Here is a 26,058-nt window from a genome sequence, read left to right on the forward strand (position 1 = left end):
GAGATGTGTATAAGAGACAGGTGTAATATTCCGACATATTTTGAATTTATTTGAATTTAACTATTGCAATGAGAATTTACTCAATATACTTTCCTCCACCAGAAAGGAACAGGTAAGGAATAAACGTCGCCCTGCTAATTGTGGCTCCAGTTTTTATCCGCATTTACCGTATTTCGATAATCACTTTTATATAAACTTTAGATAGAGAGCTATTATGAAAATTCGCGTACTTTCACTGTTGGTTCCGGCTTTATTGGTTGCAGGCGCCGCAGGCGCTGCTGAAATCTACAACAAGGACGGCAACAAGCTGGATCTGTTCGGCAAGATTGACGGCCAGCGCTATTTCTCCAGTAACGACTTGGTTGATGGTGATCAGTCTTATATGCGTCTGGGCCTGCGTGGCGAAACCCAAATCAACGACAGCCTTACCGGCTTCGGCATGTGGGAATACCAGGTTAACCTGAACCAGGCAGAAAGCGAAGCCAACAACAGCTTTACCCGTGTAGGGTTTGCCGGTTTGAAATTCGCCAATTATGGTTCACTGGATTATGGCCGTAACTACGGCGTGATGTATGACATCGGTGCATGGACCGATGTGCTGCCAGAGTTTGGTGGGGATACTTACGGTGCTGATAATTTCTTGTTCCAACGCGGCAACGGCATGCTGACTTACCGTAACAGCGACTTCTTCGGCATGGTTGAAGGCTTGAATTTCGCTCTGCAATATCAGGGCACCAACGGCAGCGCCTCGGAATCCAACAACTACCGTGACGTGCAGGCGCAGAATGGTAATGGCTACGGGATGTCCGTCAGTTACGATCTGGGTTATGGCATCAGCGCAGCAGGTGCGTTCTTCAGTGCCGATCGCACGGCAGACCAGAATGGCCGTAACAACCCGGCTATTCTGGGTCATGGTGATAAGGCACAGGCCTATAGCACCGGTCTGAAATACGATGCCAATAATGTCTACCTGGCGGCCATGTTTACCCAGTCTTACAACGCTAACCGTTTTGGCAACCGCAATAGTCAGGCTTATGGCTTTGCCGACAAGGCTCAGAATATTGAGTTGGTGGCACAGTACCAGTTCGACTTTGGCTTGCGTCCGTCCGTGGCCTACGTACAGTCCAATGCGAAAGACATTCAGGGCTTTGGCAGCCAGAATCTGGTGAAGTATGTTGATCTGGGTGCCACGTATGCCTTCAATAAAAACATGTCTACCTATGTGGATCACAAAATCAACCTGCTGGACGAAAACGACTTTACCAGCAAGGCAGGTCTCAACACCGATAACGTGACCTCGGTCGGTATCGTTTACCAGTTCTAAGTTTGTCTGTTTGGCAAGGCCCGGTACAGCCGTGTACCGGGCCTTGCTACACCTGTTGGGTATCATAAAAGATCCAGTGCCCTACGCCTCGCGTTATCAACATTGCAAGTTGCTCCGCTTTCTCCTTCCGATTATCGCCTCGTAATACCGTTTAGATTTTCTTTAATATCTTTCGTTCTTGATGTGGGGCTGACTTTACGCTCAGGGAATTATCCTTTATTAATTATTGTTATTTTTTACTGTATATCTAGTAGTGTATTTTTTATTGTATTCAATCTTATTATTTAACGAGAAATATCCTGCATTAGCGGTGTTATGGTTTTTTTGGAATGTGTCAATTGCCACAAAAATTATTATTGATCTGCTTTAAACGTCGGGCTATCCTTGGGTCATAACTCTTTTGAAAGAACGAAATAACTCAGTTTGACTTAACTTCTGCGCTTTAATAAAGGTATGGTTAATCGTACCTTTATATCAAGCGTAGGATTACTCTATCACTGATGATAGACGTTACTCGGGCTGTTTTTGTTTCACTTTTATAAAAAGGACGATACTGTGAAAAAAGTTAATACCTTAGATGCAGGTGCAATTGTTGGTGGTAAATGTAAAAGAGTCTGTGCTGTTGAGTATGTGGGTGGCGCTGGTGGTGCTTGCTATGTCGTCAGAACTTGCCTGGATAAGAATGGCCGAATTGTGAGTCAGACTAGCTCCTCTGTTGATCCTGCTAACTGCCCGGCTGGCCGGCCGTAAGCGCTTCCTGAGTTTCAGGATATAATTTGGGGCTGATGCAATAGGATTTTTGCATCGGCCTGTTTGAAAATAGGGCTTATTGATGGACAGGGATGTAATGGCTGTTGGCTTGCCGACGGCGCTACGTGCTAAATAAAAATGGCTATCCCTCCGTTATAAGATCTCATTGGTGTACCTTTTTTAGGATGTACGGTTTATGTTCAAAAGACCCCTGCTGCTTCTCATTTACACCTTGGCGATCATCGTTATTTCCTCGTTGATCACGACGGCCTATTTCCACTATTTTGTATTGAATCAGGGCATCGAACAGCAAGCTCTGGTTGCCGTCAGCGATGACGAGATCAAAAATAGCCCGATCAACGAGAGTAATACCATCGTCGAGATATTCTCTTACGGCTGCCATTACTGTGCCATAAACGAAGAGAATATTGCCAAGCTGGAGGCGCGTATGCCAGCAGGTACAAAACTGGTCCGCCTGCATCTCAATAATGCACAGAGCAATGGCCTGGCAAGTTTCGCCCCATTATTTGCCACCTTGACGGTGATGGGTATTGAACCGCAGCACCGTGAAAGCGCCTATAACGCCGTCATCAAACAAAAAAGCGATCTGAGTCATCCTCAACACCGTGATAGCTGGTTGGCGGAGAACGGTATCGACCTCGCGGCTTATCACGCTGCCAGTCAAACTCCGCAGGTCGCAGAGTTGCTGAGCTATATGACCACCGTGTCCGAACACTACAAAATCAACGCGACCCCAACCTTTATCGTCAACAAGAAGTGGCTGGCCCTGCAGGATCGCGATTTCCCTGAGTTTGCCGATCACCTGCTGTCGCTGCTGCAGCATGATAAACCGCTGGAGCAATAATGCGTTTCTTTGCCGTGTGGGTTTACCTGGCATGGAGAGATGCCCTGGCAAAAGTCGCGCGGGGTTTTTTGCCGTTGCGCAGAGCACAGGACAAGAGCGTTTGCTGGTTGCTGCGGCATGGTGATTATCGTTGGTTTCTTGGGCTGGCGGCGCTTAGCCGCTGGCTGCGGTTGAGTAACAGGGGGGAGCGCAGGCGTGCTTTTGTGGCCGCAGCCAATAAGCAATGCCTGATTAACGATGGCCGCAAGGTGGATTTTGCCAAGATCAGTCAGCGGCGTCGCTTGCTGGATATGGCCGCTGCCTATGCCGGTAATGCCCAACTCCTGGCCCAGTTGGAACACTGTCAGGTACAGCTCAACGCGGTAGTCGAACCCTTGCACCGAGCAGGGCAACCGGTGGTGCTTGCACCGCTGCATATGGTCTCTGACGTGCTGGCTGGCATGGTAGGGGCCGGGGTTTTTCCGGGGCAGGCAACGGTGGTGGTTTCTGCCAGTGCAGAGGTCTATCAGGAAAGAACGCGACAGCAAGCGGGAATTAACCTGTCTTACTGCTCTATCCATGACGATAACCGGGCGATTGCTGGCAATTTGACGAGCGCGATTATGGCGGCGGCCGATCATCAACGCAATATCATGATTTTCCCTGATATCTCTCCGGATTACACCGTCAATACCAATGAGGCAAAAACGGCGAAGCTCCGTTGTCGCCTGTTTGATCGCCCGGCCAACCTGCACAGCGGCGTTATTCGAATCGCCAGAGCCTTGTCTGCGCAGGTGGTCTCTTATTACCTGTATTACGACCAGGGAATAAAGATCCACATCTATCCGCCGATAGCGGCCTGCAACCTGAAAGCCAAACTGCCGGAACTGATTGAAACGTCGATCGTCAGGCACCCTGAAGATTGGCTGTTATGGCACTCACATTCGTTATTTTTTATCAATGAATAACCTGGAAATTGAAGAAGTCAGATCATGGAAAAGATAATCCCGGTGCTGGTGTTTCAAGGCGAAACGAATGAATGTGGACTGGCCTGCATCGCCATGATGGCGGAAACGCAGGGCATCAGTGCGCCATTGGAAAGCCTGCGTGAGCGCTATCCCGCCTCGCAGCACGGCACCTCGTTGGCCACGCTGTGCGACATCATGGCCGAGCTGGCGATGCCCGCCTATCCCGTTGCCTTCGAGCACGGTGAACTGGCGGAAATACCGCTGCCTGCCATTTTACATTATGGGGCGAGCCATTATGTGGTGTTGGCCTACCGTAAAGGTAATCACGTTTGCGTGATGAACCCAGGCATTGGCCAGCAACTGTTGCCGATTGATGCGCTAAAAATGGAAATCAGCGGTTATGCGTTGGTACTGGACAGTGAAGCCCAGCCTGACCCTCAGGCGTTGGCCAATGTTAAGCCCAGTAAACGCTTCAGTGCGTCCGATACCATGAGCCTGAAAGAAACCGCGCGTATCCCCGGTATTTACCGGCTGATGATACTGGCGTTTCTGATCTCGTTAACGCTGTTTATCATGCCGACGATGGTCAGCAGCGCCATCAATCAGGTTTTTTCCAGCGCAGGTGAAACCGACTTCCCTTACTTCTACTTCCTGTTGGCATTTGTCGTTTCGACCACGCTGGCCTTCGGCGTGCGTTGGATCACCGAGCGCTTTATCAAACGCTTTGTGGTGATCAACAGCGTGGCTGGATTCTCGCGCTTGCTCAGCAATTCGCTGAACTTCTTTGATAAACGCGCACCGGGCGAAGTCTTCAGCCGTTTTTCCAACTGGCAGATGGCGTCGGGGACTAAAATCGAACTGGATAACGGCCTGCGTACCGATTGGATCATCGGCGCTATCGCACTGGCGGTGATGTGCTACATGAGCCCGCTGCTGGCCATGGTGTCTGGTGTGGGGGTCACCCTGATGGGGTTGGTCAGCGTTTGGGCTATCTATCGTGACCGTTTCTACACCCAGCAGTTGCAGGTAAAAACCGCCGAGCAGAGCGACTTTATCCTGGAGAGTATTCAAGGATTCTCCACCATCAAGTCCGCCGGGTTGGACAGCCAGCGTAAAGGGATGTTCGCCAAGTTTGCTCTGGCGCTGTTTACCTGTCGCCAGCAGCAGAAGATGTACGAGCAGGTCAAAAGCAGCCTGTATCAGTTGATCGGTAGCCTGGAGATGGTGTTCTTTATGTTGCTGGCGCTGCCGTTGCTGAAAAACGGCACTATCACGCTGGGTGAGTTCTTTGCCTACAGTTTTGTGCGTGAAATCTTTACCTCTTATATCACCAAGATTTTCTACTCCGTCCTGCAAAAGAACCAACTGCACGTGATCGATACCCGCGCCAGAGACTTGTTCCCATCGCGGTCTGAACAGGATAGGGCGGAGGATGCGCTACCTGCCCCCATCCCTAAATTCACTTCGCAGTTACGTTATAAAAATATCGCCTTTGCCTATGACGCCCAGCAACCGGTATTGCACGACCTTTCCCTGTCGCTCAAACCGGGGAAAAGCATTGCCATTGTGGGTGAGTCGGGTGCGGGAAAAAGCACCTTGCTGAAGGTGATGACCGGCCTGATGCCCCCCCAGCAGGGGCAGGTGATTGTTGATGGCCAGCCGCTTGATTATCAGCAGGTGCACGTGTTGTTCTTCCTGCAAAGCCAGGAGGACATCTTGTTCAATGCCTCGGTGCTGCAAAATATCACCCTGTTTGATGAGGAGTTCGATGAGCGCAAACATCGGCAGATCGAGCGCTCCCTTGCAGGGCTGAATCTGAGCTTGGTGATAGAAAAACTGCCGGGGGGGTTGAATGCCCTGATCCGCGAAAGCCATGCAGGGCTATCTCTGGGGCAACGCCAGCGTCTGCTGCTGGCGCGAGCTATGTACAGCGATCGTCCGGTGCTGGTACTCGATGAGCCTACGGCCAACCTGGATGAGGAAACTGCGCACCAGGTGATGACCACCTTGCTGGCACATTGCCGCGAGCAGCATAAAACGTTGATCACCGTGACGCACAGCGAAAGCGTATTACCGATGTTCGATCGGGTATACCGCGTGAGCAACGGCCATGTGGTGAGCGTTGCCACGGAGCTTGAAGCGCCAGCGGCGTTAACCACGGCGGTGAGTTAATGAAGTTGCAAATGTTTGGCATGGATAAACGCAGGCTAGTGCCGATTGCCTTGCTGTGCCAGGTGGTGTTGATCGGCACGATCGCCTGGTTCATCGTTGGGCCTACGCAGAATAATACCTATGACATCGAAGAGATCGCCCGTGGCGATATTGAGAAAACCGTCTTGGCCACCGGTATCCTCAAACCGGCTCTGCAGGTCAGCGTCGGTGCGCAGGTTAACGGACAATTGCAGAAACTGTATGTGAAGCAGGGCGATCGCGTCACCCGAGGGCAACTGCTGGCGGAAATCGATCCGACCTTGCAACAGAATGAGTTGCGTAAATCGGAGGCTGCCTTGCAAAGCGCTCAGGCGCAGAAACAGGTCACCCAGGCAACGCTCAAGCAGTATCAGCAGGAGTTGAAGCGTCAGATGAAGCTGGATCGCGATGGTTCGGGTGTGAAAAGCGATCTGGAGAAGGCGCAGGCGCAGTACCAAACCCAGCTTGCCCAGTTGAAGGTCAACGATGCGCAGATCGTTCAGGCGCAGATGGAGCAGCAAACCGCGAAAGCCAATCTGGGCTTCACCCGCATCGTCGCGCCGATCGACGGTGAAGTGCTGGGGATCGTCACTAAAGAAGGGCAGACCATCGTGTCGTCACAAACCGTGCCGACCATTCTGGTGTTGGCGGATGTGGACACCATGACGGTGCACACCCGTATTTCGGAGACCGATATCCTGAAGGTGCGCGTGGGGCAACCGCTGTGGTTCTACGTTGTTGCCGATCCAAAACAGCGCTACGACAGCGTGATGGGCTCGATCCAGGAAGCTCCGAACGAAGCCTTGCAGGAAGGCAACTCGTCAGGCTCTGCCAATCAGCAAGCCTCGGCGGTGTATTACAGCGGCGTGTTTGCCATTGCTAACAGCAAACGTCTGTTGCGCACCTCGATGACCGCCCAGGTATTTATCATTACCGAGCAGGCGAAGAACGCCCTGCGCGTCCCGGTGGCCGCCTTTGGTGAACAACAGGGTCACGATCGCTATCAGGTGCAGGTGATGAACGGCAAACAGCTTGAAACACGCTGGATCCGCATCGGCCTGAACGACCGCCAATTTGCCGAAGTGAAAGAGGGGCTGAAAGAGGGCGACCGCGTAGTCTTGGCGCAGCATGCCGCCGGGAGTGCTAGCAATGGTTAAGCCATGCCCTCCCTTGATCGCACTGAGCGGTATTTCCCGCCATTTTTTCTCCGGTTTACAGACCGTGGCAGTGCTGAAAAATATCACCCTCTCCATTCAGCGTGGCGAAATGGTGGCGATCGTTGGCGCGTCCGGCTCGGGGAAATCCACGCTGATGAATATCATCGGCTGCCTGGATAAACCCACCGAAGGTGAGATGCAGATCAAAGGTATCTCCACCCAGCTTGCCAGCAGTGAGCAGTTGGCCCAGCTACGCAGCCAGTACATCGGGTTTATTTTCCAGCGCTATCACCTGATGCCTTATCTGAGTGCTGCCGAAAACGTCGCCATTCCCGCCCTGTATACCGCTATGCCTGCGGCGGAACGCCAGACGCGGGCCGAATATCTGTTGACCCGGCTTGGGTTGCAGCAGCGGATGAACTACAAACCCGCGCAGCTTTCCGGTGGGCAACAGCAGCGCGTCAGTATTGCCCGGGCGTTGATGAACGGGGCGGAAATTATTCTGGCCGATGAACCGACTGGTGCGCTCGACCGTGCCAGTGGTCAGGAACTGATGGGGATCCTGCACTCCCTGCACCGTTCGGGGCATACCATCATTATCGTCACCCACGATCGGGACGTGGCCAATCAGGCGCAGCGTATCATCGAAATCAGCGACGGTGAGATCGTGGCCGACCAGCGTAATGAGGCGGAAGCCCTACAGGAAACCAAACCTGCGCTGCCGGTTGCCGCGGCTACCGGGCGCAACCCGTTCTGGCCGAGCGTGCAAGAGGCGGTCAAGATGGCCTGGCGTGCGTTGCTGGGGCACCGCGCAAGGGCCTTTTTGTCGATGTTGGGCATCATTATCGGCGTCTCTTCCGTGGTGTCGTCAATGGCGGTGGGTGAGGGCGCTCGGCAAAATATACTCAATGAAATTAGCCAATTGGGCACCAGCACGTTAGATGTTCGCCCCGGCCTGGGGTGGGATAAACCGCGTCCGGACCTCGCCCGCTCGCTGACGGTGGTTGATGTTGAGCTGCTGGAGCACCAGCCTTATGTCGACAGCGTGTCGCCGGTGGTCAGCAATACCGTGGCCGCAGTGCGCGGTGGCAAAGAGGCGATGGCTTCGATTTCCGGTATCAGCAACGCCTATTTTCGTGTGCAGGGCCTGAATTTTCTTTCCGGCAACGGTTTTACCCGGCGCGATCTGGATGAGCGTGAACCGGTGGTAATCATCGATCCGGAATTACGCGACACACTGTTTGAGCTGGATGAAGTGGCTGAAGGTGGGATCGTCCAGCTTGCGGGTACGCCTTACCGGGTGATCGGTGTTGCCGAACGTAAAGGCGGCAAATACAGCGGCATGATGCTGGGCGCCTGGATGCCTTATACCGCGGTGCTGGAGCGCATGTCCGGCGATATGCCGATCGAGTCGATTATGCTGCGTGTGCATGAAGGGACCTCGCTTATTGAAGTGCAGGGGCGCGTCGAACGGCTGTTGGAGCAGGCGCATGGCCGGCGCGACTTTTTCACCCAGACCAATGACCAGATGACCAAGGCCATCCGTAAAGCCTCGGATTCCATGACGCTGCTGATCACCGCCATTGCCGGGATTTCGCTGCTGGTGGGCGGGGTTGGCGTGATGAACATCATGTTGGTGTCGGTCACCGAACGTACCCACGAGATTGGCATACGCCTTTCGGTCGGTGCGCGGCCTGCGGACATCATGCGCCAGTTCCTGATTGAGGCGATGGTGATCTGCTCGCTGGGCGGGTTGATCGGCATTATTGGCTCCGGGTTGGCCGGGATGATTTTCTCCCTGGTGACGCAGGAGTTCACCATGATTTTTACCTGGCCGCCGCTGGTGCTGGCCTGTGGGTTCTCAGCGTTGATCGGCCTGGGTTTTGGTTTTTTCCCGGCGCGCAACGCGGCGCGTCTGCATCCAACGGAGGCGTTGGCGCGCGAATGATGATGAACAAACTCCCTCTACTACTGTTGCTCATGCTGCTGAGCGGTTGTGGCTCCTGGACGAAAAGCGACTATCAGCGGCCAATGTTGTCAGTACCTGCTGAGTGGCGGACGCAGCCGACCGGAAGCGATTTTCTGCAACACACCGAGCATTGGTGGGATAACTTCGACGATCCTCAGCTCTCAGTGCTGATTGGACGGGTGCTGACCAGCAACAACGATCTGGCCATTGCCGGGCTGCAACTCCAACAGGCGAGGCTGGCGGCCGGGCTGAAGAATACCAACCTGACGCCAACCGCGACGGCAAACGGCGGGGTCAGTAATAGCAAGAATCTACGCCAGAATACGAACTCCACAGAGTCTTACAGCAGTGGGCTGGAGCTAAGTTATGAATTGGATTTGTGGGGCAAACTGGCGCGAACCAGGGAGCAGGCGCAGTGGCAGGCTGAGGCCAAGGAACAGGATCGGCAAAACGCTGCGCTGACGCTGATCGGCAACACGGCACAGTATTATTGGCAGATCGCCAACCTTAATCAGCAAATCAAGCAACAGCAGGCGGGACTGGAAATCGGCCAACAGACGCTTGCTATGGTGCAATCCCGTTATGACGCCGGTGCCGCCGGGCAACTCGACCTGCAACAGGCGCAGCAATCGCTGATCAATCGTGAGAACACCTACCGCACGCTGCAACAGCAGCGGGAAGAGAACCGTAATGCGCTGGCGATCCTGTTCAACCGTTCGCCCACCGATCGTCAGGCCGAACGCCGCTCCCTTGATATCAATCAGGAAGTGCCGGTAGCGAGTGCTTTGCCGGTAGACGTCATTGCTCGTCGGCCTGATGTGCAGGCGGCAGAAAAGAACTTGCGCGCTGCGCTGGCAGGGTCGGATGTGGAGCGCTTGAACTTCTATCCTACGCTTTCGCTGAGTGCTTCACTTAATGCGGGCAGCACGATTTTCCAGCAGTGGTTCAGCAACCCGAGCAGAAGCTTGGGGAGCAGCGTTGCTTTACCCTTCCTGAACTGGAATACCGTGCAACTGACCATCGAAATAGCCGATTTGGACGTCAAGCAGGCGGCGATCACTTTCCGCAGCCAGGTCTACAACGCGTTGGCCGACGTGGATAACGCCATGTCGCAACGGCTTAGCTATCAACAGCAAAAAATCAATCAACAACGCAACCTGCGGCTTGGTCAGCAGCGTTTGGCGCTGGCCAACAGCCAGTATCAGGCCGGTGCTGTCTCTCTCCAGACCTTGCTGGATGCCGAGGATGCGTTATTGACCATTGAAAGCAATTTGTCAGATCTGCAGTACAACTACCTCAATGCCACCATGAAGCTGTGGCTGGCGTTGGGCGGCGGTGTGGAAAAAGACGGTGATATAACAGGATGAAATCATGAATAGAGATGCTTTGCCACGTCGCGTGGTGGTTACAGGCTATGGTGCGGTCACGCCATTAGGGATGAATACCGAGCAAAGCTGGGCGGCGATGATGGATTACCGCTTGGGTTATCGCTATTACGATAAATCTGCCATGGGGATCCAGTCGCATTTTTTGGGGGTGATAGACGACGAACCTGACTTGAAAGGGGTGCCTGCCGCGATCCGCCGCCGTTTGCCACGCTTTGCCCGGTTAGCCTTGGGGGCGGCCCGCGAAGCAATGGAGATGGCTTTCCATGGGGAAAGCCCGGCGGCCTATTACGATCTGCTGGACTGCGGCACCATCATCGGCAGCGGCTGGGCGGGCCAGGATGAAATACAAAACAATCATGAGGACTTTCTGCGTGCAGGACTGGGTTCACCCTTTGGCTGTTTCCTGTCTATGCCGAATGTCGCGACGGCGGCCTGTAGCCTGTTCTGGGGCCTGCGCGGCTATCAGAATAGCCCGATTGCGGCCTGCGCCACCGGAACGATCGCCATTGGCGATGCGTTTGAGGTGATCCGCAGTGGCCGTGCCTCGATGATGCTGGCTGGGGCTGGGGAGTCGTTAAGCAGCGACACTGCCGTCTGGAATATCGATGTGCTGCGTGCTTTGACGAGTGAGCAGGACGACATCAGCAAAGCCTGCTGCCCGTTCAGCCTCGATCGCAACGGTTTTGTCCTCTCGGAAGGTGCGGCCGTGTTGTGCCTGGAAGAGCGCGAAGCCGCACTGGCGCGTGGGGCAACCATCCTGGGGGAAATCAAGGGCTACGGCAATTACTCTGATGCCTTCGACTTTACCGCTCCTGCGGAAGACAAGCTTGCCCGGGTGAAAACCATCCAGCACGCCTTGCGGCAGGCCGGGGTGACGGCGGAGGAGATTGACTATATCAATGCACACGGCACCTCTACGCCCCTCAACGATCTGAATGAAACCCAGGCGATCAAGCTGGCCTTTGGTGATGCGGCTTATAGCACGCCGCTTTCCAGCACCAAGTCTTACTCCGGGCATCTGATTGCGGCGGCAGGCAGCTTTGAATCCATCATCTGTCTGCAAGCGTTGCAGCATCAGCTGATACCCGCCACCTGTCACCTGAAAAATGCTGATCCGGAGTGCGATCTGGATTACGTCAGCGAAGGGCATCGCCCGGCCCGGTTACAGAACATCTTGAATCTGAGCTTCGGCTTCGGTGGCGCTAACGCGGCCTTGGTTATCGGGCAGGCATGAGCATGATCCTCAACTACACCCTGCGTGATGCTGAAGAGTGGGCCGCCTTTTCCGGCGACTACAACCCGATCCATTTTGATCTGCAGCACGTGCGCAAAATGGGGGCCGAACAGCTAAGTGTCCACGGGATGCGTGCGATGCTGGACATGAAACGTCATCTGAGTGAGGTGTTGCTTGCAACTCCGCTGGAGCATGACTTTTATGTTTTCAGCACCCGCATGCGCCGGCCGGTGCTGTGCCAGACGCCGTATCACTTGCAGATAGAGGGCAACGGCAAGCAGATCACCGGTGAGTTGCGGGATTGCGCTACGCAGGAAAGCTGTTTCAACAGCAAGCTGGCTCCGGCCAGGTCACTAGACTTGGTGACTTCCGATCACGAGCATGCGCTGACCGTTAACGAGGTGATGGCACTCTGCCAGCCGTTCCCGGGGCAGGCATCGGAGATCACCCAGGCGTGGAGTTTCTTTGACGCCCTGCTGTTCCAACTGCTGGTGAAATCCCCGGAAACCTTGGCGGCGCTGACGACGGCGCTGCCGGAACTGCAGGCCACCACGCTGATTGAGGTGTTTGCCCAGAGCCCCGTGGTACAGACGCATCATGAAACCCACTTCAGCGCCCGATTATTCAACCCCGAAACGCTTTTTGCACCCGAAGACCGGCTCTACTACCGCATTCAGCCGATGCTGGTTATTGGGAATAAAAGCAGCGGATTGGTGTTACGCACGGTGATCGAGGCCAGAACGCAGCGGCATCCGCTGCTTGCGACTTCCGTCACCTTAAAAACATGGCCATTGGCCGATCATTAACATAGGGATATAACCATGGAAAACTACCAACAGGTTTACGACACCGTCACGGAAATGATTTGTGATGCCAAGGATCTCGAGATGGCCGATCTGGTGCCAGAGATGCCCCTGCAGCAGTTGAAGCTGGACAGCCTGGACTATGTGGAGCTGATGGTGCTGGCCAAACGCGAGTTCGGGGCCACGCTAACCGCCGAAATGTTCATCAATCAGCCGACTATGACGCTGGGTGAACTCTGTCAGAACCTGGCTGATGCGCAAAAGTAATCCCATGACTAAACCATGGGTGTTGGTGACCGGCGGAAGCCGGGGAATTGGCCGCGCATTGGTGGAAGAGTTGGCCAGGCAGTGGAACGTGGTGTTCACCTGCCGTAGCGGCCAGTCGGCCAGCGCGGCGGTGATTGAAGCCTGCGCGGGTTTGCCGGGTTGGGTGGAAAGCTGCGTGTGTGACGGCAGTGACGAGCAGGCGGTGGAACTAGTGGCTCCGCAGTTGCTGGCCCGCCTCGGTGCGCCTTATGCGGTGATCCATAACGCCGGGATCACGCTGGATGATTTGCATATCCAGCAAACCGGTGAGCGCTGGCGGCAGGTGATCGACACCAACCTTAACGCCATTTTCTACTGGAACCGCCACCTGCTGCCCGCCATGATGGCGCAGGGGGAGGGAGCGATGGTGCTGATGTCTTCGGTGACGGGCATCAAGGGCAACACCGGGCAAACGGCCTATGGGGCCAGTAAGGCGGCGATGATCGGCATGGGGAAATCTTTGGCGCTGGAAGTGGCCCGGTTTGGTATCCGGGTGAACTGCCTGCTGCCCGGGATTATCGAAAGTGAGATGACGCGGGCCATTCCGCCGGAGGCGCTGAAGGCGCTGCGTAAGCAAATTCCTCTGCGCCGCCTGGGCAAAGACAGCGAGGTAGCGCGTACCACCGCGTTTCTCATCGGTGATGACAGCCGTTATATGACGGGCCAAAGCCTGATCCTTGACGGGGGTTTGACCGTCTGAACGTATTAATATCTCCTGTATTATGTTGGGGCACTGTCTATCGGTGCCCTTTTTTTTGCCGTATATTCCCGCGAATTTATTCAGGTCCGTTTGATTTTTAATCCACTCATATGCGTATTTTCCGATGGGGCCGCCTCTTTGTATAGGTGGAGCTTATGTTTGTCATTTTTTTATGTGTTTTTATTTTGGGATGATTCTTTGATGGATCCGTTGTAGGACGCCTCTCTACTTAACGTCCCATTCGGTTATTGGGGATGGGTATTATTCAATTTTCCATCGAGGTGTTTATATGTTGTATTTCTTGCGTTCATCCTGTTGTTATTATGTTGCATAATTTAACCTTGATGTTTTATTAACCTACAGCTGAACTGAACTACTGATTTTAATCTCATTGTTAGTTAAGTTGAGTTAGATCATAAGCAATTAGCATTGTTCCATGACCTGGCTGTTTCGTGATTACTTATCGGCTATACTCCACTTAAGGATCCAGGATGTTATCCGAAGATAGGGGGCAATGCTCCTGAGCGTTGTTGTGGAAATAAAAGGGAGGGAAAATCCACATACTTTTGGTGAAAAGTCAAAGAGGTACTATGACCAGTCGTAAACATTTAACGCCTTCCGAAGTGGAGAAACTGCTAGAGGCAACGCTGAAAGGCAAGAACCCAGAACGTGACTACTGTTTGATTTATATGTGTTTTATCCATGGTTGCCGCGTGAGTGAAATCAATAGCTGGCGGCTGTCAGATATCGATCTTGAAGGTGGCAATATTTATATTCATCGATTGAAAAATGGCTTCTCAACGGTTCATCCTTTGTATGTACGCGAGCGGAAGTGTTTACAGCGTTGGATGGCCAAGAGAAAATATTACCGTGGCGCGGATAGCGAGTGGCTGTTTCTTTCTAACCGGGGATCTCGTTTATCACGCCAACGTATTTATTGGCTAATTCGTAATTACAGTGAGGCGGCCAATCTGGAGGTCAATGCACATCCCCATATGCTGCGTCATGGCTGCGGTTTTGCCTTGGCAGACCGGGGAATTGATACGCGTTTGATTCAGGATTTTCTTGGCCATAGGAATATTCAGAATACGGTGTTATATACGGCAAGTAATGCCAGAAGGTTTAAGGAGGTATGGTGATTGAAGTATGAGGAAATATGTCTAATGAGTCACTTTGAACTAAATTGCAACATACTCTAGGGATACTCAAAAATAATGTCAACACTAACTATTCAATAATTCACCTTGATTGATAAATGTATTAAATAACAACGATTTAAATAATTCCCGCCATAAAAAACCCTCATCCAGCCTTAAGTGTTTTCTTACTCAAACACCTAAAAAAATCCAAGCACAAAATTTGTCTGTTTTATGTCTAGTTCATAATCCTTTTATATTCGTGATTATTGGAATATTGAACTACGTGTTGTTTATTTTATGGCCATCCTTGGCATATTAAACCAAAGGAGTCACTTTAGTTCAAAATGAATCGTTTGGCTGGAAAGGTATTGCTGCCCCATCGCTATTTGCGGAGGCGGTTTTCAGTCGATGAGCTAAATAAAAAGGAATGACATAGGGTTATGTCAAAAATAAACAAATGCGCGCATTCGAAGTGCATTATTTAAAAGGAAAAGTAGTATATGAACAAGAATCTGCTCGCCGTGGCTGTACTGGCCGCCTCCGCGTTTTCCGCCGCTGCGTTCGCTGCAGACGGCAAAGTAAACTTCTCTGGTGAGATCATCGATCAAGCTTGTACCGTACATTCTGACTCAGAAAACCAGACCGTTACTCTGGGTAAAGTGTATGTCGGCGCATTCAAAGGTGGCGCTGGCGTAACTGCTGCCTCTAAGGATTTCTCCCTGATCCTGCAAAACTGCCCAGATACGGTTACAGCGGCGACAGTGCGTTTCGATGGTATCCAGGTCGCGGGTAACGATGCCGTTCTGGCGCTGACCGAAGAGCCGGGTGTGGCCACGGGTGTTGGTGTTCAGATTGCTGACAACAACAACAAAGTGATCAACCTGCACACGGATTCAAGCGTTTACCCGCTGAGCAGCACCGATGATAACGTGCTCGGGTTTGTTGCACGTTACTACGCGACTTCAGCCACCGTAACTGCTGGCAAGGCTAATGCAGTCAGCAACTTTACCATTATCTATCAGTAAGTTTTATCCGCTCGGCTGATACGGGCGGCATAAGGCTGGTCAGGGGAGCGAAAGTCACCCCCTGGCCTTTCTCTCAATGGGCGAAGTGGTGAATAAGAAATGAAAGTCTGGCGGAGCATAATAGTCGCAGCGCTGTTACTAACCTTTGATGCGCAAGTACAGGCGGGCATTATTGTCGGCGGAACACGCCTGGTTTATGACGGTGGTAAAAAAGAAGCCTCCCTAGGGATCAATAACCCAGATAAGGTGCCCTATCTCATCCAATCCTGGGTTGATACAAATGAAGGGGGCACCTCCAAGGCGCCATTTATCATTACCCCCCCTTTATTCCGTTTGGATGGTGAGCAGAATAATATCCTACGCGTAGTGCGTGCCGGGGGGAATTTGCCGACCGATAAAGAATCTCTCTATTGGCTGAACATCAAATCTATTCCTTCGGCTAAGAAACAGGAAAACAGTTTGCAAATTGCGGTCAAGACGCGCATCAAGCTGATTTATCGCCCTCAGGGGTTACCCGGTACGTTAGAGGACGCCGCCAAGACATTAACCTGGCAGCGTAGCGGTAACGCGGTTCAGGTGACCAATGCATCGCCCTATTTTATCACTCTCTTTTCAGTCAAGGTTAATGGTACCCCGCTGAAAAATGTCAGCATGGTTGCACCGAAGTCCAGTGCACGCTTCGAACTACCCAACGGTAGCTCTGGTGGGGCATTGAGCTGGGAAGTTATTAACGATTACGGCGGTATTACTAAACCGTTTATCGGGAATCTATAAGGCATTCACCAGATTAAATACAGCTAATCCCTGCACAGGTAGTACAGGGAAGGGACGCGGCTTGCCGGAATTTGCTGGCGCGGCTGATAAATGGAGTTAAATGGATGAAAAACCCGAAGCGTATAGACTCGCGCGGATTTAACCGTACCCCGCTGGCGTGGTTGATCTCATGCCAGGTTGCCATGTTAATGGGAATGTCCGGTAGCGCACAGTCCCGCGATTACTTTAACCCGGCACTGCTGGAGCTTGATAATCCGTCTCAGCGAGGGGCTGATCTGACGGTTTTTGAAGATGGTCAGACTCAGGCCCCAGGTACGTACCGGGTTGATATCTATCTGAATGGGGCGATGATTGATACCCAGGATCTTGATTTCTCCCTCCAGAGAAGCCCGGCAGGTGAGGATAGCCTGCAGCCTTGCCTAAGCAGCGATATGCTGGAGGCAATGGGCGTGAAGATCGCCTCCTTCCCCGCTATCCCGGCCTCTGGGCAGTGCGTTAATCTGGCGCAGATCATTCCCCATGCATCGGCCTCGTTCCGTTTTAATCAGCAGCGGTTGGATATCAGCATCCCCCAGGCGGCATTGAACTCGTCCGTCCGTGGCTATGTTTCACCAGACCAGTGGGATCAGGGAATACCGGCGCTGTTGGTCAACTATAACTTTAGCGGTGCCAACAGCTGGGCACGAAGCAGTAACAGCTCGGACAGCAATAGCTATTATCTCAACCTGCGTTCAGGGATCAACCTCGGCGCCTGGCGTCTGCGTAACTACTCAACCTGGAATCGTGACTCTGATGGTGAAAGTCACTGGGATTCCATCAATACCTATTTACAGCGCGACATCGTGGCGCTGAAGAGTCAGTTGATACTGGGCGACAGCTCCTCTCAAAGCGAGGTGTTTGACAGCGTACCTTTCCGCGGCGGTCAGTTAGCCTCGGATGATGACATGCTGCCAGAGAGTTTAAGGGGTTATGCACCGACGGTACGCGGCATTGCCCGCAGTAACGCTCAGGTCACCGTTCGCCAGAACGGCTATGTCATTTATCAGAGCTATGTGCCACCTGGGGCCTTTGAAATCAGCGATCTCTATCCGACGGCGGGCAGCGGCGATCTGCAAGTGAGCATTAAAGAGAGCGATGGCAGTGAGCAAAGGTTAGTGGTGCCGTTTGCTTCCGTTCCGGTGTTACAGCGGCAAGGGCGTTTCAAATACAGCCTGACCAGCGGCCAATATCGTTCATCCAACAGTAACGTGGATGATACGCTGTTTACTCAAGGCACGGCGATCTATGGCTTGCCGAGAGGGGCTACCCTTTACGGCGGCGTGCAGGCTGCCAGCAAATATCAGGCACTGGCTTTCGGCTGGGGGCAAAACATGGGGGTTATCGGCGCGTTTTCTGCCGATGTTACCCAGGCTTGGTCTAAACCTGAATTTTCTGCCAAAGAGCGCGGCCAGTCGTGGCGTATGCGTTACGGCAAGAACTTTGTCGAAACGGGTACCAGCTTCACCTTGGCCAGCTATCGTTACTCTACGGCGGGGTTCTATACGCTGCAGGAAACGTTAAATACCTATACCGGCGGCAAAACATCACAAAGTCAGAATCACAAGAAGAGTCGTGCTGAACTGTCGATGAGCCAGGCGCTATGGGAAGGTGCCGGTTCACTGTCGCTCAGTCTCTACAGCGAAGATTACTGGAACGATCGGCGTCGTAATCAGTCGGTGAGCGTCGGGTATAACAATAGCTGGAACAGTATCAGCTATGGCCTGAACTACACCTTCAGCAGAGATGGTTATGACAGCAGCGGCGAACGTGTCAACTATGACGACCATATTCTCGCCTTTAATATCAGCATGCCATTGGGCGGAAGGCTGTCTGACAGCTATGCAAGCTACAACCTGAATACCAGCCGCAAAGGCACCACCAGTAACTCGGTCGGCCTTAACGGTACCGCATTACCCAGTAATAACCTGAGCTATAACGTCAGTCAGGGGTACACCAGCCAGGGCGTCGGGGCTTACGGCAATAGCAGCCTTGGCTATCGTGGCGGCTTGGGCAGAGTCAACGTGGGGTATGGCTATAACCGTTCCGATCAACGCCTCAACTACGGGGTACAGGGCGGGATCCTCTTGCACGAAGACGGTTTGACACTCTCGCAACAGATGAATGAGACGGCGGTGCTGGTGAAAGCACCGGGAGCCAAGGGTGTCAATATAGCCAACCAATCAGGGGTGACTACCGACTGGCGTGGCTATGCCGTAGTGCCTTATGCCACGGTATATCGCAAAAACAATATTGCGATAAACACCACTACTTTGCCAGATGATGTCGATATGACGATAACCAGTCAGACGGTGATCCCAACCCGTGGTGCCATCGTGCGTGCCGAGTTCAAACCTAATGTCGGTCAGCGGGTATTGATGACCCTGTTGAGGCAGGGCGGTGCGCCAGTACCGTTCGGTGCCACCGTAACCGATAGCAATGGGGGGGACAACGGCAGCATCGTCGGTGACGGTGGTCAGGTCTTCCTCTCAGGGATGGCCGGTAGCGGCAAGTTGCTGGTCAAGTGGGGCAACGCCGCGTCGCAACAATGCCAAGTGTCTTACAGTGTGCCGGAGCAAAAAGATAGCGCCGGGATCCGTCTGATGAATGGCCAATGTTTATAAAGGCTTTAATGATGAATAAATGGAAATCGTTAGTGCATTATTCAGCAATCGGGGGAGTTATCGCCTTGGGGTTGGGGATCCTGCCGTCGGCGCAGGCAGCCATCGGGCAATGCGAACCTGCTGGCTCGACTATGGGTTATCACTTTACCTTTAATCAGCTGTTCGACCATCCGGATAAGAACACGGCTGGCAAGACTTTTTATGAGGTGAATAAGGCCGAAAATGTGTGGCAGAACGAGGGGGACGGGTATCTGGTCAACTGCGACTGCGGTAGCGAAACTCGGATGAAAGAGTCGTTTATTATGGCTGTCCCAAGGGGGGCGCCTTTGCCGGATGGGGACGGTAGTAGGCAGTTCTATTCATTGAGCGGTAGCGATGATTTTTCTGCAGCTATGGACGTGTATATTGCCGGTGCTGTCAATAAGTATTTCCCTGTGCCTTTCCCCGGCAACGGATGGAGGGGGAATGGTTTTTTTAACCGGCCTCAGGATTGTAAGGGCGTACTCTATGATAGTGGTGCACAAGGATTAGTTCATCTCTATTTCAGGCAGGCGGTTATTGGCACGTCGACAATAACTCATTCTCCCCTTTTGGATGTCTATATTAATTCGGATCCCAATGTAGGCCGGGGGAGCAGGCCAACGGCATCAGTGAGCATGAGCGGTAAGATCACCGTGCCGCAAAAGTGTGAACTTAAAAACCCCATGATTACCGTGCCCTTTGGCAGCATTATGTCCACCGATTTTAAAGATAAAGGCCAAAAGCCAAGTACCGTCCAGATACATGAAGAAACCCTGTATCTGGAGTGCACCAACCTATCGACGCGTGCAAAAATCAGCTTGCTGTTTGAGGGCGAGGTGAATCCTCATGATCCTACTGCCCTGAAGACCACTACCACCAATGGTTCGGTGACGTCGGATAATGATGATATTGCGATCAGAATTGAAGAAAAACGTGGCGGAAATACCCAGGTTATTTCGCCTGGGGACAAACTGTCTATGGAAATGAATGGATTGGGTAATATCGATAGTGATAGTCAGACGACATTGAACATCTACCCTATTAGCACGACCGGCAAAGCACCGAAAGTTGGAGATTTTGAGGCAACCGCGACTATTACGGTAAAAATGGAATAATCCCGTTTGCATCGGAAATCTTGGGCTTTCTGCGAAAGTAAGTTTAACTAAAATGGAGAAGGATATTTATTATGGATATGAAAGCAATTTTTAAAACGACGGCATTGTGCCTGGCGCTCGGTGGTATGGGGATCAGTTACTCGGCTCTGGCGGTCGATGCACGTATAAAGATCACCGGTACGGTCAAAGCTTCGCCTTGTACGGTCGATGCCGTGGGGGGCGATGTCAATGTCGATCTGGGAGAGGTCAAGGCACATACTCTGACGGCGGGGGCGGGGAGCGATTGGGAGAGTTTTAGTCTGGATCTGAGTGATTGCCCCGTTTCAACCACTGACGTTACTGCGACATTCACCGGTACGGCAGCGGATGAAAGCGCGGATTTGTATAAAAATGCCGCGGCCAATCCTGCCGGTGCTGTTCAGATTGAAATGGTTGATGGGAGTACATCAGGATCTAATCGCCGGTTGGGCAGCGGCAGTGATATGACCGTGCTTGTCGATCACTCCACCAATAAGGCGAGCTTCCCACTGAAGGCGCGCGCCTTCAGCACTAACGGTGGTGCAACCCCAGGTAGTATTGAGGGTGTTGTGCAGGTGGCACTCACCTATCAGTAATCACCAGTAATACCCTCTAGCCATAAGGAAACCTGGCCCCATTTTTTTATGGCCGCTTTAGCTTTACCTGTGTCTGTTAAGTTATTTGCCTGGGGCTTATTAAATGTTGGTAGCTGGTTTTATTTTCAATATGTTGTTTGATCAATAAAAACAAGAAAAGATAGCCCTCATAAATATGAGAGGGAATGACATTTTTGCACACCAATTTATCAAGGAAGTAAAAAAGGGTATTTAGCAGAAATGGGAGGTTCAATATGACAATAGTTCATACTTATCAGAGAGGGAGTGCGCATTCCCCCAGCCCCTATGGGTTAAAAGGGGACGGTGTGATTGTAATGGAATCTTGCCCCATTACGGCACTCGGAATGCGTAATATTTTGGCCCAGTCCTGTGGCTTGACGGACGAGGTACAACGGGTCAGTAATCTGGAGCAAATCCCAGGATTGATGCGCCACCGCCCGGCCCGGCTTTTGATTATGGAACTGTGTGGTGAAGAAGAGTCGGTTCTGGATGGTTTAAGGCTGATTGCACAGTGCCTGGAGCATTGGCCAACCACGGCGATGATCGTGTGTACTGCTCTTGACGATCCTCGGGTGCTGCAATTGCTGACGGCATCAGGCATCAAAGGGCTGGTGCTCAAGCAGGAGCCTGGCGTTGCGCTGGCGCAATGCGTAAAGCAGGTCTTATCGGGGTGTCGTAGCTATAGCCATAAGGTGCGGCAATTGCTGAGCAGTCAGTCCGCCATTGGCAAAGCCTTGACGTCCCGTGAGCTGGATGTGTTGACGCACCTGTTTTCCGGCAAAAGCGTAACCACCGCGGCGTTGATGATGCACCGTGATGTCCGTACCGTTAGCACCCACAAGCGGAATGCGATGCACAAGTTGGGCTTTCAAAATGATGGTGAACTTTATTTGCAGGGCAAGTGGATGGCAAAGACCGGCCCGGTGTTTGCCCGCTAACCTTTGATACCGCTAAGCACTTATTCTCTGGATGGAATCAACGAGATATTTATACAGGAGTCGTTTATGCAACCCTTGTCACAAAAGCCGCTTGGCTTGGCGTTAATGGATCGCAGCCCGCTCACACTTACTGGGCTGTCTTGCTTTATTGGCACGCTTGACGTCGCCAATGAGATTATCGTGCAGGAAACCAGCATGGCTGCGGTGGCCGAAAGGTTGCTGTACCAACCCGTCGATATTCTCATCACTGAACTCAATGGCCTGAATGAAACCATCGCGCAGTGCCGTGAAGTTTTACTTAATTTGTGTGCGCAGCAGCCTGAGTTACGGGTCATTGTTTACACCCGCAGCCAGACAGGGGAGGATCTGTGCAAACTGCTTGAGGTGGCCAATATCAGCGTGGTGTCCCGTGGGGATGAATTGCCGCTGGTCGGGGAGTTCTTTCACCGGGTATTTAACGGTGAGCGCGTATTGAGCCCGTTGATCGGCTCTTATCTGGCGCGTAGCGATCCTGAAGATGTTTCAAGCTTACATCATCTTACCCGTTGCGAAAATGATGTCCTGTCTTTCTTGTTCAACGGGATGAGCCTGCGGGAAATTGCTGAACTGCAACAACGCAGCATCAAGACCATCAGCGCGCACAAATGTAATGCCATGCGCAAACTCCAGGTTAAAAACGACAGCGAGTTGTTCTCGCTGAGAAAAAACATTAGCCAGCAGTTTGCCTGTGATTGATGGCTGGAAATCGCTCGATGCCCCGCCGTGCTGCCATCAAGTATGGCGGGGCATACCGCAGAGCTGACGGAGCAGTACCTCGATCACCCAGTTACTGAGCAGCTATCCATAGATATTCCGACCGGCGATCTCGAAGATGCCAAATCACGGCAGTATCATGATGGTCGTTCCGCCAAGTTTGGCTTATGGCAATAAAGACCAGCCCCTGATATCCCATCGTGATCGACTATGATAATAACGTAAGAATATAGGCTGTTGCGCAGCTAGCGACACTTGCGAAGTAAAAAATGCGGTGCCAGTTTGGAACGGTGGCCGGCGTTGGGTTAAATATGTATTACCCGAAAGCGTTCAACATTGCTGGCAGTATAAATAACGGTGTTCTGAATGTTGCGATGACCCAGGTAATCTTGAATGAGCCTGGTGTCGATCCCTCTATCTGCCAGGGCATAGCCGCAGGAGTGACGTAGCATATGGGGATGGACCTGGACGTCGATACCGGCTAATTCACCGTAGGACTTTATTAATCGGTAAAGTTGTTGGCGAGAAATTTGCCCACCGTGGCGAGAAAGAAACAGCCAGGGGCTATCAGGTTCCAGATAGCTTGGGCGTTTTGCCAGCCAACGGCCCAGCGCGATACGCTCACGGATTTGAATAGGATGCTGGACCGAAAAACCGTTCTTTAGGCGGGATACGTGTAAGCGGTTGGTAGCCAGGTCAATATCCTCCAGCCGCAGCCCCCGTAGTTCGCTGACGCGTAATCCATGAATAAAGCACATCAACAGCATACAGCGATCGCGGCAACCGTTGGCGCCGTCCGGGACGGCGGAGATCATTCTCTCAATTTCAATATGGCTGAGATATTTGCGTTTTGTCATTCTCTTATCCCTAAGTTAAATAAAGCAAATATGGCGAGTGGTTTATTCATTTAAACATTGAATACCCTTATCAGCAAACGAAATAGCAGTATAATTGCGGGGTTAATTCTGAGGTGTTATCTTATTACTAGGTTCAATGGGGGGTTAATGGTTATTTATTAAGAAAAAATCAACTCACTTGATCATCAGTAAACCCTGTTTGATAGGTTTAAAAACCGTATGTTTAGAAATGATTTACTTAATCTAATGCGTTAGCTGTTTATCTAGAACGACTGAACATCTTTGGGCTTATGCCTATTTTTGAGATTTTTATTATTGTGTTAATAATGTTTTTTAGCCCGATAAGCAGTTGCTTGCCCTCTATTTTCTTTAGTCATCGCCCTGCGTTTGGCCTGCACGGACAGGCCAGGGCCAGCATCTTCTTACCCAACAAAATGAGAATTGTTATTGATATCACGCTTTCGCCAACTACAATGCCCGCCAGTGCATGATTTTTGAATAGGGTTTCTGATGGAGTTGTTACGGGTGGTGTTCCAGCAGTATCGCTGGCCGTTTCTGGCGGTAATGGCGTTAACCATGGCCAGTGCGGCGTTGGGGATCGGCATCATTGCATTTATTAACGTGCAACTGATGGGCGCGGCGGGTAACCCGCTAGTGGTGTTGCCGCAGTTTCTCGGCCTGTTGGCCCTATTGATGGTGGTTACGCTCGGCTCTCAGTTGGCGTTGACCTCGTTGGGGCACTATTTTGTTTACCGGCTGCGTGGCCAACTGGTGAAGCGAATATTGGATACCCATATTGAACGGTTGGAGCAGTTGGGTAGTGCTTCACTGCTGGCTAGCCTGTCGAGCGATATTCGCAATATCACCATTGCTTTTGTCCGCCTACCGGAGTTGGTTCAGGGGGTGATCCTGACCTTGGGATCGGCTGCTTATCTGGGCTGGTTGTCGCCTGCCATGTTGGGCGTGACAGCGATATGGGTGACGGTCACCATTTTGGGGAGTTGGTATCTGGTCTCGCGGGTTTATAGCCACCTGAGCAGCGTGCGCGAAGCGGAAGAGCGACTCTATCTACATTATCAAGCGGCGATCGACGGGCGCAAAGAACTGGCGCTGAACCGCGATCGGGCAAAAATGCTATTCCAGCAGGCTTACCAGCCCGATGCTGGTGACTACCGTTACCATATTATCCGCGCAGATACTTTCCATCTTAGCGCCGTGAACTGGTCGAATATCATGATGTTGGGCGCTATTGGCCTGGTGTTCTATATGGCAAACAGCCTGGGCTGGGCGAACACCACGGTGGCGGCGACCTATTCCCTGACACTATTGTTCCTGCGTACCCCCTTATTACAGGCGGTTGGGGCATTCCCGACGCTGATTGCGGCCGAAGTGGCCTTCAATAAAGTGAAGGCGCTCAAACTGGCGGAGTATGATCCGGCATTTCCGGCACCTAAGGCTCGTGCGTGGCAAACGCTGGAACTGCGTGACGTGGCATTCCACTATGCGGCGGGTGAACAGCAATCAGGGTTTGCGGTTGGGCCGATCAATTTGACGTTACGGCGGGGCGAACTGGTGTTCCTGATTGGCGGCAACGGCAGCGGTAAATCGACGCTGGCCATGCTGCTCACTGGGCTGTATGTGCCCGTTAGTGGGCAGATCCTGCTGGATGGTCAACCGATTACGGTTGCCGATCGTGAAGATTATCGCCGCCTGTTCTCTGCCATTTTTACGGATTTCTACCAGTTTCACCATCTGTTGGGGCCGCAAGGAGAACAACCGGACGCCGAACTGGTGGAAACCTGGTTACAGCGCCTGAAAATGAAAAGCAAATTGGAGTTCGACGGTACGCGCGTCACCAATCCACAGCTGTCGCAAGGGCAGCGCAAGCGCCTGGCCCTGCTGCTGGCGGTGGCTGAAAAGCGGGATATTTTACTGCTGGATGAGTGGGCGGCGGATCAGGATCCCCAGTTCCGCCGTACTTTCTACCGTGAGTTACTGCCCCAACTGCGCGAAATGGGAAAAACCGTGTTTGCTATCAGCCATGACGACCATTACTTTGAACATGCTGATCGCCTGCTGCAAATGCGAGATGGGCATCTGAGCGAACTGATTGGGGATGATCGCCATCAGGCGAGTCGGGACTCGGTTAGCCAGCTTGATTGAATTGCTGAATTTGTCGGGGCGCTAATATTCGCCCCGACATAGCGACTTGGTTGAGAAATATCTGTCGTCCCATAGGCCTAGGCTTGTGGAGTGATTGTTTATACCGATAATCAAAATCGCCGCCAATGATTTACTCTGTGTCTAGGGGAAAACGGTACATGGCATTGCGCTCGTGGTACCGATTTCAATTGGCAACAGGGTAGCCAGGGGAGCAGGAACGCGCCGATGGACAATCAATCACTCATTCCCACCACAGAGGTTCCACTAGCGGAAACGCTAAGATTTCCGCCATCCTGGCAACTCAATGAGCGGCAACAGCGCTTTATCGAAGATCTTTGGCTGGTG

22 protein-coding genes are annotated in these 26,058 nt (G+C 52.4%); 21 read left to right on the forward strand and 1 reads right to left on the reverse strand.

Annotation, left to right across the window (positions count from 1 at the left end; genetic code table 11):
- Positions 1-214: 214 nt before the first annotated feature.
- From ompC to A6U95_RS30990, 20 genes are all read left to right on the forward strand, one after another.
- Positions 215-1,324, forward strand: a complete 1,110-nt coding sequence (ompC, locus tag A6U95_RS08150; protein WP_065684115.1) for a porin OmpC — start codon at positions 215-217, stop codon at positions 1,322-1,324.
- Between the two features lie 946 nt (positions 1,325-2,270).
- Entirely contained in the window at positions 2,271-2,939 is a 669-nt protein-coding gene (locus tag A6U95_RS08155) for a DsbA family protein (RefSeq protein ID WP_065684116.1), read from the forward strand.
- Positions 2,939-3,886, forward strand: a complete 948-nt coding sequence (locus tag A6U95_RS08160) for an ABC transporter (RefSeq protein WP_065684117.1) — start codon at positions 2,939-2,941, stop codon at positions 3,884-3,886. Before A6U95_RS08155 ends, A6U95_RS08160 begins: the two co-directional genes overlap by 1 nt.
- Before the next feature lie 24 nt (positions 3,887-3,910).
- Entirely contained in the window at positions 3,911-6,058 is a 2,148-nt protein-coding gene (locus tag A6U95_RS08165) for an ATP-binding cassette domain-containing protein (protein WP_065684118.1), read from the forward strand.
- A complete protein-coding gene (locus A6U95_RS08170; protein ID WP_065684119.1) occupies positions 6,058-7,233 on the forward strand; it encodes an efflux RND transporter periplasmic adaptor subunit in 1,176 nt (391 codons plus the stop codon). The genes A6U95_RS08165 and A6U95_RS08170 overlap by 1 nt, the downstream gene beginning before the upstream one ends.
- A complete protein-coding gene (locus A6U95_RS08175) occupies positions 7,226-9,181 on the forward strand; it encodes an ABC transporter permease (RefSeq protein WP_083196335.1) in 1,956 nt (651 codons plus the stop codon). Before A6U95_RS08170 ends, A6U95_RS08175 begins: the two co-directional genes overlap by 8 nt.
- Positions 9,178-10,569: an efflux transporter outer membrane subunit gene (locus tag A6U95_RS08180; RefSeq protein WP_065684121.1), complete on the forward strand. Its 1,392-nt coding sequence runs from the start codon at positions 9,178-9,180 to the stop codon at positions 10,567-10,569. The genes A6U95_RS08175 and A6U95_RS08180 overlap by 4 nt, the downstream gene beginning before the upstream one ends.
- 4 nt (positions 10,570-10,573) lie before the next feature.
- Positions 10,574-11,824 carry a beta-ketoacyl-[acyl-carrier-protein] synthase family protein gene (locus A6U95_RS08185; protein ID WP_065684122.1) on the forward strand — a complete coding sequence of 417 codons (1,251 nt, stop codon included), beginning with the start codon at positions 10,574-10,576 and terminating at the stop codon, positions 11,822-11,824.
- Positions 11,821-12,630, forward strand: coding sequence for a MaoC/PaaZ C-terminal domain-containing protein (locus A6U95_RS08190; protein ID WP_065684123.1), 810 nt, complete (start codon positions 11,821-11,823; stop codon positions 12,628-12,630). The genes A6U95_RS08185 and A6U95_RS08190 overlap by 4 nt, the downstream gene beginning before the upstream one ends.
- A 15-nt stretch (positions 12,631-12,645) precedes the next feature.
- Positions 12,646-12,894: an acyl carrier protein gene (locus tag A6U95_RS08195; protein WP_065684124.1), complete on the forward strand. Its 249-nt coding sequence runs from the start codon at positions 12,646-12,648 to the stop codon at positions 12,892-12,894.
- A gap of 4 nt (positions 12,895-12,898) precedes the next feature.
- Entirely contained in the window at positions 12,899-13,633 is a 735-nt protein-coding gene (locus tag A6U95_RS08200; RefSeq protein WP_065684125.1) for an SDR family NAD(P)-dependent oxidoreductase, read from the forward strand.
- A 590-nt stretch (positions 13,634-14,223) separates the two neighbouring features.
- Complete coding sequence (locus tag A6U95_RS08205; protein ID WP_065684126.1) at positions 14,224-14,772, forward strand: tyrosine-type DNA invertase; 549 nt, start codon at positions 14,224-14,226, stop codon at positions 14,770-14,772.
- A 500-nt stretch (positions 14,773-15,272) separates the two neighbouring features.
- The gene (locus tag A6U95_RS08210) at positions 15,273-15,797 is read left to right on the forward strand and encodes a fimbrial protein (protein WP_065684127.1); all 525 of its coding nucleotides are present in this window, start codon (positions 15,273-15,275) and stop codon (positions 15,795-15,797) included.
- A gap of 99 nt (positions 15,798-15,896) precedes the next feature.
- A complete protein-coding gene (locus A6U95_RS08215) occupies positions 15,897-16,571 on the forward strand; it encodes a molecular chaperone (RefSeq protein ID WP_065684128.1) in 675 nt (224 codons plus the stop codon).
- 104 nt (positions 16,572-16,675) lie between these two features.
- The gene (locus tag A6U95_RS08220; protein ID WP_065684129.1) at positions 16,676-19,231 is read left to right on the forward strand and encodes a fimbria/pilus outer membrane usher protein; all 2,556 of its coding nucleotides are present in this window, start codon (positions 16,676-16,678) and stop codon (positions 19,229-19,231) included.
- A gap of 8 nt (positions 19,232-19,239) precedes the next feature.
- A complete protein-coding gene (locus A6U95_RS08225) occupies positions 19,240-20,367 on the forward strand; it encodes a fimbrial protein (protein WP_158006204.1) in 1,128 nt (375 codons plus the stop codon).
- A 71-nt stretch (positions 20,368-20,438) separates the two neighbouring features.
- Positions 20,439-20,981: a fimbrial protein gene (locus A6U95_RS08230; protein WP_083196337.1), complete on the forward strand. Its 543-nt coding sequence runs from the start codon at positions 20,439-20,441 to the stop codon at positions 20,979-20,981.
- Positions 20,982-21,346: 365 nt separating this feature from the next.
- Positions 21,347-21,940: a response regulator transcription factor gene (locus A6U95_RS08235; RefSeq protein WP_021179842.1), complete on the forward strand. Its 594-nt coding sequence runs from the start codon at positions 21,347-21,349 to the stop codon at positions 21,938-21,940.
- 66 nt (positions 21,941-22,006) lie between these two features.
- On the forward strand, positions 22,007-22,675 hold the full coding sequence (locus tag A6U95_RS08240) for a response regulator transcription factor (protein ID WP_065684132.1): 669 nt from the start codon (positions 22,007-22,009) through the stop codon (positions 22,673-22,675).
- A gap of 27 nt (positions 22,676-22,702) precedes the next feature.
- Positions 22,703-22,870 carry a hypothetical protein gene (locus A6U95_RS30990; RefSeq protein WP_158006205.1) on the forward strand — a complete coding sequence of 56 codons (168 nt, stop codon included), beginning with the start codon at positions 22,703-22,705 and terminating at the stop codon, positions 22,868-22,870.
- 128 nt (positions 22,871-22,998) lie between these two features.
- Here the strand turns inward: A6U95_RS30990 and A6U95_RS08245 are convergent, their stop codons facing one another.
- Positions 22,999-23,550 carry a tyrosine-type DNA invertase gene (locus A6U95_RS08245; protein ID WP_021179844.1) on the reverse strand — a complete coding sequence of 184 codons (552 nt, stop codon included), beginning with the start codon at positions 23,548-23,550 and terminating at the stop codon, positions 22,999-23,001.
- 510 nt (positions 23,551-24,060) lie between these two features.
- Between A6U95_RS08245 and A6U95_RS08250 the strand changes: the two genes are divergently transcribed.
- Positions 24,061-25,713 (forward strand): multidrug ABC transporter permease/ATP-binding protein, encoded by a 1,653-nt coding sequence (locus A6U95_RS08250; protein ID WP_065684133.1) that lies wholly within the window; start codon positions 24,061-24,063, stop codon positions 25,711-25,713.
- Positions 25,714-26,058: the final 345 nt, after the last annotated feature.

The organism is Serratia sp. 14-2641, from assembly GCF_001692375.1.
In the GTDB taxonomy this organism is placed as follows: Bacteria; Pseudomonadota; Gammaproteobacteria; order Enterobacterales; family Enterobacteriaceae; genus Chania; species Chania fonticola_C.

Excerpts from the sequence above, each read along its gene's own strand:
- A6U95_RS08200 (WP_065684125.1), top strand. The coding sequence starts at position 12,899 with ATGACTAAACCATGGGTGTTGGTGACCGGCGGAAGCCGGGGAATTGGC.
- A6U95_RS08220 (WP_065684129.1), top strand. The coding sequence starts at position 16,676 with ATGAAAAACCCGAAGCGTATAGACTCGCGCGGATTTAACCGTACCCCG.
- A6U95_RS08190 (WP_065684123.1), top strand. The coding sequence starts at position 11,821 with ATGAGCATGATCCTCAACTACACCCTGCGTGATGCTGAAGAGTGGGCC.
- ompC (WP_065684115.1), top strand. The coding sequence starts at position 215 with ATGAAAATTCGCGTACTTTCACTGTTGGTTCCGGCTTTATTGGTTGCA.
- A6U95_RS08235 (WP_021179842.1), top strand. The coding sequence starts at position 21,347 with ATGCGTAATATTTTGGCCCAGTCCTGTGGCTTGACGGACGAGGTACAA.
- A6U95_RS08205 (WP_065684126.1), top strand. The coding sequence starts at position 14,224 with ATGACCAGTCGTAAACATTTAACGCCTTCCGAAGTGGAGAAACTGCTA.
- A6U95_RS08170 (WP_065684119.1), top strand. The coding sequence starts at position 6,058 with ATGAAGTTGCAAATGTTTGGCATGGATAAACGCAGGCTAGTGCCGATT.
- A6U95_RS08175 (WP_083196335.1), top strand. The coding sequence starts at position 7,226 with ATGGTTAAGCCATGCCCTCCCTTGATCGCACTGAGCGGTATTTCCCGC.
- A6U95_RS08195 (WP_065684124.1), top strand. The coding sequence starts at position 12,646 with ATGGAAAACTACCAACAGGTTTACGACACCGTCACGGAAATGATTTGT.
- A6U95_RS08180 (WP_065684121.1), top strand. The coding sequence starts at position 9,178 with ATGATGATGAACAAACTCCCTCTACTACTGTTGCTCATGCTGCTGAGC.
- A6U95_RS08185 (WP_065684122.1), top strand. The coding sequence starts at position 10,574 with ATGAATAGAGATGCTTTGCCACGTCGCGTGGTGGTTACAGGCTATGGT.
- A6U95_RS08210 (WP_065684127.1), top strand. The coding sequence starts at position 15,273 with ATGAACAAGAATCTGCTCGCCGTGGCTGTACTGGCCGCCTCCGCGTTT.
- A6U95_RS08240 (WP_065684132.1), top strand. The coding sequence starts at position 22,007 with ATGCAACCCTTGTCACAAAAGCCGCTTGGCTTGGCGTTAATGGATCGC.
- A6U95_RS08215 (WP_065684128.1), top strand. The coding sequence starts at position 15,897 with ATGAAAGTCTGGCGGAGCATAATAGTCGCAGCGCTGTTACTAACCTTT.
- A6U95_RS08225 (WP_158006204.1), top strand. The coding sequence starts at position 19,240 with ATGATGAATAAATGGAAATCGTTAGTGCATTATTCAGCAATCGGGGGA.
- A6U95_RS08245 (WP_021179844.1), bottom strand. The coding sequence starts at position 23,550 with ATGACAAAACGCAAATATCTCAGCCATATTGAAATTGAGAGAATGATC.
- A6U95_RS08165 (WP_065684118.1), top strand. The coding sequence starts at position 3,911 with ATGGAAAAGATAATCCCGGTGCTGGTGTTTCAAGGCGAAACGAATGAA.
- A6U95_RS08160 (WP_065684117.1), top strand. The coding sequence starts at position 2,939 with ATGCGTTTCTTTGCCGTGTGGGTTTACCTGGCATGGAGAGATGCCCTG.
- A6U95_RS08250 (WP_065684133.1), top strand. The coding sequence starts at position 24,061 with ATGGAGTTGTTACGGGTGGTGTTCCAGCAGTATCGCTGGCCGTTTCTG.
- A6U95_RS08230 (WP_083196337.1), top strand. The coding sequence starts at position 20,439 with ATGGATATGAAAGCAATTTTTAAAACGACGGCATTGTGCCTGGCGCTC.
- A6U95_RS08155 (WP_065684116.1), top strand. The coding sequence starts at position 2,271 with ATGTTCAAAAGACCCCTGCTGCTTCTCATTTACACCTTGGCGATCATC.